This window comes from Microbacterium binotii (genome assembly GCF_021398715.1).
Lineage (GTDB): Bacteria > Actinomycetota > Actinomycetes > Actinomycetales > Microbacteriaceae > Microbacterium > Microbacterium binotii_A.
Genome location: NZ_CP090347.1, coordinates 755,440 through 768,553, shown reverse-complemented (window position 1 = coordinate 768,553; position 13,114 = coordinate 755,440). Strand labels below are relative to the sequence as shown.

Genomic DNA, 13,114 nt, shown 5'->3' with positions numbered 1-13,114 from the left:
TCAGTCTGCCGTCACCGCCGGCGGCGGCGCAGGCTCTCGGGCGCATCCAGGCTCAGCGTGCGCCCGCGGAAGAAGTCGGGACGCTTGACCGCCTGCCAGATCATGATCACGACACCCAGCAGGATGACGGTCACCCCCAGCACGAACACGAGTCCCAGGCCGAAGATCTGCGAGCCCGATCCGTACTCGGGGTCCATCGAATCGACCAGGGTCGTCACGAACAGCACCGCGAGGATGGCCCCGCCCACGAGCGGGAAGAGGAACGTGAAGACGAAGGCGCGCACCGAGTCGAACCACTGCTTGCGGAAGTACCAGACGCACGCGAAGGCCGTCAGACCGTAGTAGAAGCAGATCATCATGCCGAGGGCGGTGATGGTGTCCCACAGGACGTTCTCGCTCACGAAACGCATGACGGCGTAGAACACCGACGCAACGACCGAGGCGACGATCGTCGCGAACCCGGGCGTGAAGAAGCGCGGGCTGACCTTGGCGAAACGCTCCGGCAGCGCGCCGTAGTGCCCCATGGCCAGCAGGGTGCGCGCCGGTGACACGAACGTCGACTGCAGCGACGAGGCGGAGCTGGTGAGCACCGCGAGCGACACGAGCGCAGCGAGCGGTCCGAGCACGGGGCCGGACAGGTGGAAGAACACGTTGTCCTGGATGTCGGGGTTGCCGAGGCCGAACTCCCCCGTGCCGACACCGGCGAACATGATGAGCGACACAGCGAGCAGCAGATAGAGCGCGACGATCACCAGCACCGTGATGGTCGCCGCCCGCCCCGGCGTCTTGTCGGGGTCCTTGGTCTCCTCGTTCATGGTGAGGGTGACGTCCCAGCCCCAGAAGATGAAGATCGACAGGGAGAGGCCTGCGGCGAAGGAGCTGAACGACGAGACGGCGAACGGGTCGAACCACGACCAGTCGAACGGCGTCGGGTCGAAGCCGTTGCCGTTCACCGTCTCGATGATCGCTGCGACCGCGAAGACGACCAGGACGACGACCTGGAAGCCGACCAGGACGTACTGCAGCTTCTGCGTCGTCTGCATGTCGCGGTACGAGACGAAGGTCGCCGCCGCCATGAACGCGAGGCACACCAGGACGTTCACCCCCGGTTGCGCCGCGATGTCGGCGATCGAGGGATTCTGGGTGATCTGGGCGATGAGCAGGAACAGGAAGTCGACGGCGATTCCGGCGAGATTCGAGAGCACGAGGATGGTGGCGGCCACCAGTCCCCACCCGGCCATCCAGCCGATCCACGGCCCGAAGGCGCGCGTGGCCCAGGTGAACGAGGTGCCGGAGTCCGGCATGCGCCGGTTCAGCTCGCGGTAGCCGAACGCCACCAGCAGCATGGGGATGAAGCCGACCAGGATGATCGCGGGTACCTGCACGCCCACCGCGGAGACCGTGGGCCCCAGAGCAGCGGTCAGGGTATAGGCGGGCGCGATGCAGGAGATGCCGATCACGACGGCGCCGATCAGGCCCACCGTTCCCGCGGACAGCCCCTTCTTGGAGAGTCCGCCGGTCTCGGCGGCGACGGCCTGCGATTCGGGTGCGCTCATCATCGAGCCCCTTCTGCGTTGCGGGTGCGAGGCACCACGATCATGGGAACGGGCAGCACGTGCAGCATCTTCGCCGCCGTCGAGCCCAGGAACAGTCGCCGCGGCTGCGCGAGCCGGCTCGAGCCGACCATGGCGATCTCGCCCGGGAGCCATTCGATCTGCGACACCGCATCCTCGATGTCGGCGCCCTGCGCGCTGACGACCTCGGCCACGGAGCCTTCACCGAGCGAGGCGCGCGCCTGGGCGAGCACCGTCTCGGCGTGGGTCGCCTCGGTGAGCCGGATGACGCCGGTGTCGACGCCCGCCGGCAGATCGACCGTCGCGAGCGACAGCAGCCGCAGGGGCGCACCCGATGCGGTGGCCAGGCCCGCCGCCTCGGCCAGGAGCACGTCCCCGCCCGGCCTCGTGCCGATCGCGGCGGTGACCCGCTCGATACCCACGGATGCGGCGACCTCACGGGCGCCCTCCGGAGCGAGCACGACCGGGACGTCGGAGGAGTGCATGAGCTCGTTCGCGACGGTACCCAGGCGATGACGCCCGCGGAGCCCGCCGTTCGCGGCGCCCACCACGATCATGCCCGCTCCGAACTCGGCCGCGGCGGCGATGAGCCCCTCGGCGAAAGACTCGCCGTAGCGCACGTGCCGTCCGTGGGCGACGGTGTCCTTGAGGGACTCGGACGCGCGTGCCAGCCACTCCCGCGCCCGCTCACGGACGAGCCGGTCGTACCCCGCGTCGGGCGGCGTGATGACCGAGCGCTCCCCCGGCAGCACCATCACGATCTCCAGCACCGACCCGGTCGCCGTCGCGAGCCGGGCTCCCAGCGCGAGCGCGTCGGCGCCCGCATCCGTCGCGGTGTAGCCGACGACCACCGGCGCGGCCATCAGCGCAGCTCCTCGAGGATCTCGGATGCGGCGCGGTGCCCCATGCGGATCGCACCGTCGACGTGCTGGTAGCCGGCGCCCGCCATGTCGCTGCACGCCAGGTGGATGGGCCCGACCGCCGTGCGCAGATCGGCGCCGTAGCGGTGGAGGCCACCCAGGTCGAAGCTCGCCGCGTACGCGCCGCGGGTCCACTCCTCGCTGCCCCAGTCGCTCTCGTAGTAGACGATCGGGTTCTTGGCCTCGGGACCGTAGTAGTGCGACAGCGATTCGAGGATGCGCGCCTTGCGCTCGGCGGCGTCGAGGCGGAAGAGATCGTCGGCGTTGCGGTCGGAGACGAAGCCGACCAGCGTGCCGCGCTCGTCGCCGTGGTTCGTGTTGTCGTACGCCTCGTGCGAGAGCTCGTACGGGCTGAACGCCGTGCCGGAGAGCCCCTGCTCCCGCCAGAACGGACGGTCGTAGACGGCGTGCACCTTGATGACGAAGCCCATCGAGATGTGCTGGTGCATCTGCTGCTGCAGGCGCGGCAGCGGCGGGACGAAGGAGATGCGCGGATACAGCACGGGCGCGAGGGCGAGGATGGCGCGTCGCGCGCGGACCGTCACGGATGCGGCCTCGGCCACGACGCCGCCCTCGTCCCAGGTGAGTGAGCGCACCGGTTGATCCAGCAGGACGTCCTCCCCCAGGCGCTCCGCGAGCAGCAGCGGCACCTGCTGGAGCCCTCCCACGACGCGCTTGTCGAGGATGAAGTCCGCATCGACGAGGTGCGAGTAGCTGCCGGCGCTGGCCGCCATGAGCAGCGACTGCAGGAGGGAGAAGGCGTGGGTCGGCTTGGTGAGCATCGCCGAGCCGGTCGCGAAGGCGAGGTTGCGCACCGCCTCGTCGTCGTCGGTCTGCGAACGCAGCCAGGCGTCCCACGAGATGGTGTCCCACTCGGCGGCCTTCGGGTGCGCCCACGGGCGGTCGGGGTCGATCTCGGCGACCATCGCGTCGAGGTCGGCGGTGATGCGTTCGATCGCGGCGGCCGTGTCGGGCGCGACCGGGAAGACGTCTCCCGTGAACCGCGTCACGGTGCCGTCGGGGCCGACGTAGACGCTGTCGCCCTCGCGGTAGCGTGAAAAGGTGGAGAGTCCGAGCTCCGCGACCGTGTCGATGAGCGCCTGCTGATCGGGCGACACCCACTGACCGCCGATCTCGAGCATCGCACCCTCGATCGTGTCGGTCCACAGCCGCCCGCCGACGCGATCGCGCGCCTCGAGCACGGCGACCGACAGACCGGCCTTGCGGAGGTCGTTCGCGGCGGTCAGCCCGGCAGCTCCCGCGCCGATGACGACGACGTCTCTGATGATCTCGGTGTTGCTCATCTCACTCCTTCGTGGTGCTCGGGTGTTGCGCCTCAGACGGCGGCGAGGGATGCGGCGAGGACGTCGAGTCCCTCGCCGAGGAGGTCGTCGTCGATCGAGAGAGGCGGCAGGAATCGGATCACGTTGCCGTAGGTGCCGCAGGTCAGCAGGATCACGCCCTCGGCGATGGCGGCCTTCGCCACGGCGGCGGCGAGCGCCGCATCCGGAGCACCCGTCGCCGGGTCGACGAACTCGGCCGCGATCATCGCACCCCGGCCCCGGACGTCGCCGACGCGCGGGTCAGCCTGCTGGAGCGCCTCGAGGCGCGAGGTGAGGATCGCGCCGATCTCGCGTGCTCGTTCGACGAGGCCCTCGTGCTCGTACGCGTCGATCGCCGCGAGCGCCGCTGCGCAGGCGATCGGGTTGCCGCCGTAGGTGCCGCCGAGGCCGCCGGCGTGCGAGGCGTCCATGATCTCCGCCCGGCCGGTGACGGCGGCGAGCGGCAGTCCGCCCGCGAGGCCCTTGGCGGTCGTGACGAGGTCGGGCACGATGCCGAACCCGTCGCTCGCGAACATCTCGCCGGTGCGGGCGAAGCCCGTCTGCACCTCGTCAGCGATGAAGACGACGTCGTTCGCGCGGCACCAGTCCACGAGAGCTCCGAGGAACCCGTCGGCCGGAACGATGAATCCGCCCTCGCCCTGGATGGGCTCGATGACGAGCGCCGCGAGGTTGTCGGCGCCGACCTGCTTCTCGATCATCGAGATGGCGCGCGCGGCCGCATCCGCTCCGCCGAGGCCGTCTCGGAAGGGGTACGAGAGCGGCGCGCGGTAGATCTCGCCGGCGAAGGGGCCGAAGCCGCTCTTATAGGGCATCGCCTTCGCGGTGAGGGCCATCGTGAGGTTGGTGCGGCCGTGGTAGCCGTGATCGAAGGCGACGACCGCGGGCTTACCGGTGTACTTGCGGGCGATCTTGACGGCGTTCTCCACGGCCTCGGCACCGGAGTTGAACAGCGCGGTGCGCTTCACATGATCGCCCGGGGTGAGCCGGTTCAGCGCCTCGGCGACCGCGACGTACGACTCGTAGGGCGAGATCATGAAACAGGTGTGCGTGAACTGGGCGGCCTGCGCCTGCACGGCCGCCACGACCCCGGGGTGCGCGTTGCCGACCGAGGTGACGGCGATCCCGGAACCGAGGTCGATGAGCGAGTTGCCGTCGGCGTCGACGACGACACCGCCGCCCGCGGCCACCGCCTGGATGGGCACCGTGTGGCCGACCCCGGCGGGAACCGCCGCGGCCTTGCGCGCGAGGAGCTCCTGCGAGCGCGGGCCGGGAATAGCGGTGACGAGGCGCCGCTCCTGCGGCAGCGAGGGTCCGCCCAGGGGCGTGGTGGTGACGTCGGCGATGCTCATGGCCGCGAGCGTAGGGCGAACGCCCAGCGCGCTGCACTCGCCTGTCCGTATACGCACCTGCGCGACATACGCCACGATGTACAACATGAGTACGTCCCTCGGCGACAGTCCGACCCTCGGCTCCCTTCTCGCCCGGCGGGATCTGGACCTGCGCGCGGCGGGAGAGTTCGACGCCGCCACGCTGGCGGCGCGGGTGCAGGGCGTCCATAGCTCGGACCTCGCCGATCCGACGCCGTTCCTGGCGGAGGGGCTCGTGCTGCTCACGACCGGCACGCAGTTCCTCGGCTCCGACGACGATTCGCCCGACTTCGACGCCTACGTCGCGAGGCTCCGCGGACGCGGCATCACCGCGCTCGGATTCGGCACGGAGGTGGTGCGCGAGGGCATCCCGCGCGGACTGGATGCGGCGTGCCGCTCCCACGGACTTCCGCTGTTCGAGGTGCCCTATCGCACCCCGTTCATCGCCGTCGCCCGCGCCAACGCGCAGGCCATCGCGGCCGAGGAGTACGCGAGGCGCAGCTGGGCGCTCGCCGCAGGGCGCGCGCTCTCGCTGGCGGCGCTGCGTGCAGACGGGCTCGCCGCGACGCTGGACGAGCTCTCGCGACAGCTGGGCGGCTGGGTCGGCATGTTCGATGCCGCCGGGGCGATCACGCACGAGCATCCGACCGCGTCCCTCGACGCGGCGACGCGGGACGGCCTGCGCGACGAGGTGTCGGCGCTGCTGCGCCGCGGCGCGCGGGCGGGCTCCTCGCTGCACATCGGCTCCACCACGTTCCACGTGCAGACCCTGGGCCGCGGCGGGCGCCTGCGCGGCGCGATCGCCGTGTCGGCCGAAATGTTCGACCGCGAAGCGCGCGGGGTCGTGACGACGGCGGTCGCCATGGCGGGGCTCGCGCTCGAGCAGCGACAGACACTCGCCCAGGCCACGACGGCGCTCCGAGCCGGCCTCGCCGAGGCGCTGCTGGCCGGCGACGGCGCGCTCGTGCGACGCGTGTCGAAGCCGCTGTGGGGGACGTTCGGCACGGGGGCCATCGCGATCGGGCTCACGGATGCGGAGGCCGCCCGCCGCGAAGACGTGCTCCAGTGGCTGGAGAGCGCCGTCGCGGCCCGCGGCGGCTCGCTGTTCTTCGGTCGGATCGAGGACGGACTGCTGCTGGCGGCACCCGCGGGAGACGGAGTGTTCGCCGAGCTCGCCGCGAAGCTCTCCCTGCGGGTCGGCGTGTCCGCTCCCGCGACGCTCGACACCGCTCCCGTCGCCCTTTCGCAGGCGCGGGTCGCCCGAGAGCGGGCCTCGGCGGGATCGCTCGCGGCGTTCGCGGAGGTGCGCGGCGGTCTGCTCTCCGTCCTCGACGACGAGCGCGTCGGCGCGATCGCCCGCGCGGAGCTGGAGCCGCTGCTGCGCCACGACGCCGAGCACGCGACCGCCCTCGTCTCCACCCTCGACGCGTGGCTCGCGGCGGACACCGCCCACGAGGCCGCCGCTCGGGCGCTCGGCGTGCACCGGCACACCGTGCGGGCCCGTCTCGCCCTCACCGAGCGCGTGCTCGGCGTGGATCTCTCCTCCTTCGCGGTGCGCGCCCAGCTCTGGCTCGCCCTCCGCGCCCTGGACTGACCGACCGCATCCCTGCGCGAACGAGCATCCGTTCATCCAGAGAGCAGCCCATTGCATGCTCACCCGGCGAACGGGTGCTCGCTCGGCGGGCTGCTCAGCCGCAGCCGCAGCTGGCGCGCACGACGAGAGCCGGAGCGAAGACCGCTTCGAAGGGCGAACCGTCCTCCGGAAGCGGCCCGGCCGTACCCGCGAGGATGCGGGCGGCCGCTCTCCCCATCGCCTCCATCGGCTGACGCACGGTGGTGAGCGCCGGCGTGTTCAGGCGCCCGGCGAGGATCCCGTCAAACCCGGTGACGATGACGTCGTCAGGAACGCGGAAGCCCAGCTCGCGCACCACGTCCATGGCCGCCAGCGCGTTCTGATCGGTCGAGCACACGAGAGCGCGCGGCATCCGCCCCGCCGCGGCGAGCGCGTGCAGATGCTCGGCCATCCGATCGGGCCCGCGCACGGTCGCGTCAACCGGCTCGTCCTCCGGGGCGATCCCCGCCCGGAGGAGACTCTCCCGGTACTGGGCGAACCGTTCCTCGCCGTCCCAGGAGTCCAACCGTCCGACGAACGCGAACGAGCGCACGCCGTGCACCGTGAGCAGGTGCGTCATCATCTCGCGCATCCCCTGCGTGTTGTCGACGCGCACGCGATGATGCCCGTCGGCAGCGGGCGCTGCGGAGAAGAGCACGATGGGTATCGACGAGGAGAACCTCGACAGCACCGCCGCCGATCCCTCCGACGGGAAGATCGCGAGCCCGTCCACGCGCCCCGCCGTGTCCGCCACCGACACATCGCTGTCGGAGCCGCTGCTGAGCATCACGGGTCTGCCCATCACCCAGCATTCGAGGGCGAATCCGCGCTGGACCTCGTCGACGTAGAGCGGGAAGGCCCGCGGATCGGCCAGCAGCTCGTCGTCGGTCTCGGCCCACGGGATGATACGCGGCCCCTCGAGGTCGGGGCTGTGCAGATCGCGCAGCGCCCGCACCCGAGCCTCCGGCTCGTGGGCGCGCTCGAGCATCAGGTCGAACGCGTGCAGGCCCAGGATGCCGGTGCGCCCGCGCGCGAGCCCTCGCGCCGACGCGCTCGGGGCGTAGCCGAGTCGCCGCGCGGCCTCCAGCACGCGCTCGCGCGTCGCCTCGCTGAGCTGCTCGGGGCGGCGGAACGCGAACGAGACGGAGGCGATGGACACGCCCGCCTCCTGGGCGACGTCGTAGACGGTCGTGCGGCGCGTCCGCGGGCGTTCACTCACGCGTGTGACATCCTTCCCTGCGACAGGCCGTGTGCCCTAGGCGAGTCGCAGCCCGTGACGCACCGGGAACAGCGGATCCCCGGTATCCGACGGTACATCCTCCCTCGAGGCACGCACGGCGGCCATCGAGCGCGGCAGTTCCACGGGCAGCCGCCCCTCGGGCCGCACCCGACCGCTCAGGGCCTCGATCACCGCGCGGGGGGAGCTGCCGTAGTCGACGACGATGGCCGCCGCATCCGCCACGAACGGGGTGAGGATCGCGGGGCGGTCGATCGTGACCACGAGGACCAGCGGGCACCGGCGCGCGATCTGCTGGAGGCGGTAGACGAGGCCGGGCGGGAAGTCGAGCGAGCCCTGGTGGAACCACGCCTCCAGGAAGAGGTCGTCGCGCGCATCGAACGGAGCCTTGATCCGAACGATCGCGAGATCGGCGGATGCCGGATCGGCGACGGTCGGACCGAGTTCGGCGACGTCGGATTCGGCGAACCCCTCGACGTAGAGCGCCCCCACGGGAGCGAGGGGCAACGTGGGTCCGGCGTCTCCCGCTCGGTTGAGCAGCACGGTCAGCGAGCGCGACTGTGCCCGCTCGCCGGCGGCGCGGAAGTCCGCGTTGCCGACGATCCGTTCAGCCGCGTCCACGTCGACGTAGGGGTCGTCGAACAGGCCGAGGGCGAACTTGACCCGGAGCAGGCGCCGCGCCGACTCGTCGATGCGCTGCTCGCTCACGCGACCCGAGCGCACGAGCTCCAGCAGGAGTTCGACGCACTCCTCACCGCCGAACTGGTCGGCGCCCGCATCCAGGATCTTCGCCATCCGCTCGACGGGGGTGAGCGTCTCGACCCCCCACGCCCGGGCCGGCAGCACCTGGTCGCCGACGTGGTTGTCGTTCACGAGCTCCCAGTCGGTCACGACGACGCCGTCGTAGCCGAGCTCGTCGCGCAGCAGATCGGTGACGATCTGGCGGTTGTAGCCGAATCCGACCTCCTCGATCGGCTCTCCGCCGCGCTCGAGGCCCACCGGCATCCCGTAGTACGGCATCATCCCCGCCGTCCCGCGTCGGATCGCCTCGCGGAACGGCTCGAGGTGGTAGTCGAACATGCCGCCCGGGTAGACCTGCTCACGGCCGTACGGGAAGTGGGCGTCCTCGCCGTCCTTCTGCGGGCCACCTCCCGGGAAGTGCTTGGTCGTGCAGGCGACGCTGTCCGGTCCCAGCCGATCGCCCTGGAAGCCCTGCAGGTAGGCGGCGGTGAACTCGGCGACGCGCTGCGCGTCCTGACCCAGCGTCTGCGCCTGACGCCCCCATCGCGGCTCGGTCGCGAGATCGATCTGCGGATGCAGGGCGGCGCGGATGCCGACGGCCACGTACTCCTGCCGTGCGATGTCGGCGAAGGCGCGCACCGTCTCGACGTCGTCGATGGCGGCGAGGCCGAGCCCCTCCGGCCATTGCGAGAACGGGCCGGCGGAGAAGGCCACCCCCGTGTTCTCCACGAATGCGTGGCGCGGATCGGTGCTGATCGTCACGGGGATCCCGTGGGGCGTCTCCTCCGCGAGCGCTTGGAGGGCGTTGTTCCACGTGGCCGCCTGCCGTGCGGTGCGGATGGCGTGCACGTTGAAGTGGTTCATGTGCTTGTCGCGCACGACGGTCGTGGTGGGCGACTTGGAGATGCGTCCCGGTTGCTCGAGGAGCTCGCCGTCCTCGCCGACCTCGATGACCGTCTGGAACATGAGTCCGCACTTCTCCTCGAGACTCAGTCGCCCCAGCAGGTCTTCCGCGCGCTCTTCGGGCGTCAGGCGCGGATCCTCGTACGGATCCATCACGCCGTTGCCGTTCAGGTCGCGGTAGCGGGTGCCGTCGGGGGCGGTCGAGAAGGTCGCGGACATGGGGGCCTTTCTGGGGTGCGTGTCGACGGTGCTCACTTGAGTCCCGTCGTCGCGACGCCCTGGATGAAGTAGCGCTGCAGGAACACGAACAGGAGGATGATCGGGGCGATCACCAGCACGGAGCCCGCGAGCAGCAGGCCGTAGTCGGTCGCGTTCTGCCCCGTCGCGTAGAGGGAGATGGCGACGGGAAGGGTGTACATGTCCTCGCTCTGGGCGGCCACGAGCGGCCACAGGAAGTTGTTCCAGGACGCGAGGAAGGTGAGGATGCCGAGCGTCGCCAGCGGCGGCCCGCACAGCGGCATCACGACGCGGGCGAAGATGCGCAGCTCTCCCGCACCGTCGATGCGCGCCGCCTCGAGGAGCTCGTCGGGAATGCCCAGCATGAACTGACGCATGAGGAACACGCCCAACGGGGTCGTGACGAACGGCAGGATCAGCGCGGCGTAGCTGCTGGTGAGCCCGAACGAGGAGACCATCACGAACAGCGGCACGAAGGTCACGATGCCCGGCACCATGAGTGTGATCAGCACGACGGCGAACAGCACCTTCTTGCCGGGGAAGTCCATCTTCGCCAGCGCGTAGCCGACCATCGAGCAGAAGACGAGGTTGCCGAGCACGGTCAACAGCGCCACGACGATGCTGTTCGTGAAGAACCGGCCGATGTCGAGCGGCCCGAACCACTGTGCGAAGTTCTCCCACGTGATCTGCTGCGGGAACCAGGTCGGCGGGCGCTGCAGGATCTCGCTCTGCGTCTTGACGGAGCCGAGCAGCATCCAGACGAACGGGAGGACCCACACGATGAGACCCGCGACCAGCACGGTGTAGGTGAGGGCACGGCCGGTGAGCGCGCGGCGAGCGCGGCGGGAGGCCATCGTCGTCGAGGTCATGATCTCCTCCTTCAATCCTTCGAGCGCAGCAGCCGGAACTGCACGAGGCTCACGAGCGCGATCGCGAGGAACAGGATGTAGCTCGCGGCGGATGCGGTGCCGTACTCGCCGAAGCCGAACTGCTTGAACGTGTAGTAGGCGACCGACAGGGTCGAGTCCAGCGGTCCGCCCTGCGTCATCACGAAGGCCTCCTCGAAGAACTGCAGGAAGCCGACCGAGATGAGAACGGCGCCCAGCAGCAGCGTCGGACGCAGCAGTGGCAGGGTGATCGCGGTGAGGCGGCGCCAGGCGGAGGCACCGTCCATGACGGCCGCCTCCTTGACGTCCGTCGGGATCGCCTGGAGCCCCGCGAGGAAGATCACCATGAGCGTTCCGACATTGCGCCAGACCGCCATCGCGATGAGCGAGGGCAGCGCCCAGGTCGTGTCGTTGAGCCAGTCGGGGCCCTGGATGCCGACGACGGCGAGCGCCGCGTTCAGCAGGCCCTCCGGCTGCAGGATGTACCGCCACACCACCGAGACGGCGACGATGCTCGTGACCACCGGCGCGTAGAAGCCCACCCGGAGGAAGGCGACGATCCGGCCACCGCCGGAGTTCAGCGCCAGGGCCAGAGCGAGCGCCACGGCCATCGTCACCGGGATGCCGATCACGACGAAGGTCGCGGTGACGCCCGCCGACTTGAGGAAGGTCGGGTCTCCCAGCACGGCCAGGTACTGGTCGAGGCCGACGAAGTTGACCGCGAAGGGCGAGCGGATGTCCTGCGCGCGGAAGTCGGTGAACGACATCGCGAAGGAGCCGACGATCGGCACGACCATGAAGGCGGCGAAGACCAGGACGAACGGGAGCGCGAAGCCCCACGCGATCAGGCCCTGACGCCGGCGACGGCTCGAGCGGCGGCCACCGCCGGCGCGACCGGAGCCGGCCAGCGCCGCTCCGGTCGCGGCCAGTGATGTCTGCGTCATGGGATCAGCCCAGCCCCACGGCGTCGGCCTTGCTCTGAAGCTCCTTCATTGCATCGGCCGGGCTCATGGTCCCCAGACGCACCTTCTCGAGCACGGCGTCTCCGGCCGCAGCCACCTTCACCCAGGTCGTCGTCGCCGGGACGGACTTCGCGGTCTCGAGCTGCGTACCGAAGGCTGCGAGCGTGGGCTGCGAGGCGAGCGCGTCGTCCTGCCACGCCGCCTGGACAGCGGGAAGGTCACCGGTCTGGTCGTACCAGCGCGCCTGCGTCTCGGGCTCGCTCAGCCACTGGGCGAGCTTCCATGCGGAGTGCGCGTTATCGGAGCCGTCGAACACGACGAGGTTCGAGCCGCCGCTGAACGACGTGGAGGACTCTTTCGTCGGGAGCACGGCCGTCGTGAACTTCGAGGAGAAGTCCGCGCCGCCGAGCTTCTCGAGCGAGCCGATCATGAAGGGGCCGTCGATGAGCATCGGGGTGCGGCCGGCGACGAAGTCCGCCTCCTGCGCCCCCGAGGAACGGTCTGCCGACGGGTTGGCGAGTCCGTCCGTGAAGAAGCTCTGGTAGTACTCGTACGCCTCGACCATCTCCGGGGTGTCGAGCGTCCATGCCGAGCCGTCCTCGAGGGAGGCACCGTTGGACCAGGGCATCCAGAGCGTCCCCTGGAAGGAGTCGTTGCCGGCGGGCAGCCGGATGCCGTACTCCGCCCCCGCCTTGGACTTCATGTCGGCGGCCATCTGGCTGAGCTCGTCCCATGTGGTGGGTGCGCTCGTCCAACCGGCCTGCTCGGCCATGTCGGTGCGGTAGTACAGCACACGCGTGTCGACGTACCACGGCACGCCCGCCGCGCGGTCTCCGACCTTGTTGGACTCGACCGCGCCACCGAAGGCGCCGGACGTGTCGAGATCGGTGGGCACCGTCTGGAAGGCGTCGGCGAAGTCGGCCATCCAGGTCGAGCCCATCATGGCGATGTCGGGGGTGTTGCCGCTCGCGATCGCGGTCTGGAACTTGCTGTAGGCGGAGTCCCAGGGGATCGCCGTGACGTCGACCTCCACCCCGGGGTTTGCCTCTTCGAACGTCTTGACGAAATCGGGAAGCGCCTCGCCCTCCGTGCCCATCGCCCACATCGTGATCTTGCCCGTGGCGGGTTCGCTTCCGATGGTCGTCGCTTCCTGGGCCGCCGTTCCCGCGTCGTCCGCTCGTCCGCATCCCGCCAGGCTGAGGGCGGCGACGGCGAGCAGCGCGACGGCGCCGAGCCGAACATGTTTCATGGTTCCTCCTTGAACGAGACACACCTGTTGGCGTCGTGACTACGTTACTTAAGCGCTTAAATTGTTGCAACCCCCATCGACG

General features: G+C 70.3%; 10 protein-coding genes. 1 reads left to right on the top strand and 9 read right to left on the bottom strand.

Annotated features, from left to right (window positions below; genetic code table 11):
• Window positions 1–11: 11 nt before the first annotated feature.
• Genes LXM64_RS03970 through gabT form a run of 4 tightly spaced genes read right to left on the bottom strand, consistent with a single transcriptional unit; the run spans window position 12 to window position 5,186 of the window.
• On the bottom strand, window positions 12–1,559 hold the full coding sequence (locus tag LXM64_RS03970; protein ID WP_234074721.1) for an APC family permease: 1,548 nt from the start codon (window positions 1,557–1,559) through the stop codon (window positions 12–14).
• The gene (locus LXM64_RS03965; protein WP_137417839.1) at window positions 1,556–2,437 is read right to left on the bottom strand and encodes a universal stress protein; all 882 of its coding nucleotides are present in this window, start codon (window positions 2,435–2,437) and stop codon (window positions 1,556–1,558) included. The genes LXM64_RS03970 and LXM64_RS03965 overlap by 4 nt, the downstream gene beginning before the upstream one ends.
• On the bottom strand, window positions 2,437–3,798 hold the full coding sequence (locus LXM64_RS03960; RefSeq protein ID WP_234074720.1) for a flavin monoamine oxidase family protein: 1,362 nt from the start codon (window positions 3,796–3,798) through the stop codon (window positions 2,437–2,439). The genes LXM64_RS03965 and LXM64_RS03960 overlap by 1 nt, the downstream gene beginning before the upstream one ends.
• A 32-nt stretch (window positions 3,799–3,830) precedes the next feature.
• Window positions 3,831–5,186 (bottom strand): 4-aminobutyrate--2-oxoglutarate transaminase, encoded by a 1,356-nt coding sequence (gene gabT, locus LXM64_RS03955; RefSeq protein WP_234074719.1) that lies wholly within the window; start codon window positions 5,184–5,186, stop codon window positions 3,831–3,833.
• An 85-nt stretch (window positions 5,187–5,271) separates the two neighbouring features.
• Here gabT and LXM64_RS03950 point away from each other — a divergent pair, with 85 nt between their 5' ends.
• The gene (locus LXM64_RS03950) at window positions 5,272–6,798 is read left to right on the top strand and encodes a PucR family transcriptional regulator (protein WP_234074718.1); all 1,527 of its coding nucleotides are present in this window, start codon (window positions 5,272–5,274) and stop codon (window positions 6,796–6,798) included.
• A gap of 94 nt (window positions 6,799–6,892) precedes the next feature.
• Here LXM64_RS03950 and LXM64_RS03945 read toward each other — a convergent pair whose 3' ends face one another.
• From LXM64_RS03945 to LXM64_RS03925, 5 genes are read right to left on the bottom strand one after another with little or no spacing between them, the layout of a single operon-like run.
• Complete coding sequence (locus LXM64_RS03945; protein WP_234074717.1) at window positions 6,893–8,035, bottom strand: LacI family DNA-binding transcriptional regulator; 1,143 nt, start codon at window positions 8,033–8,035, stop codon at window positions 6,893–6,895.
• Window positions 8,036–8,071: 36 nt separating this feature from the next.
• Window positions 8,072–9,916 (bottom strand): glycoside hydrolase family 3 protein, encoded by a 1,845-nt coding sequence (locus LXM64_RS03940; RefSeq protein ID WP_234074716.1) that lies wholly within the window; start codon window positions 9,914–9,916, stop codon window positions 8,072–8,074.
• Window positions 9,917–9,948: 32 nt separating this feature from the next.
• Entirely contained in the window at window positions 9,949–10,803 is an 855-nt protein-coding gene (locus tag LXM64_RS03935) for a carbohydrate ABC transporter permease (RefSeq protein WP_234074715.1), read from the bottom strand.
• 11 nt (window positions 10,804–10,814) lie between these two features.
• Entirely contained in the window at window positions 10,815–11,765 is a 951-nt protein-coding gene (locus LXM64_RS03930; RefSeq protein WP_137417846.1) for a carbohydrate ABC transporter permease, read from the bottom strand.
• Between the two features lie 4 nt (window positions 11,766–11,769).
• On the bottom strand, window positions 11,770–13,032 hold the full coding sequence (locus tag LXM64_RS03925; protein WP_234074714.1) for an extracellular solute-binding protein: 1,263 nt from the start codon (window positions 13,030–13,032) through the stop codon (window positions 11,770–11,772).
• Window positions 13,033–13,114 lie beyond the last annotated feature (82 nt).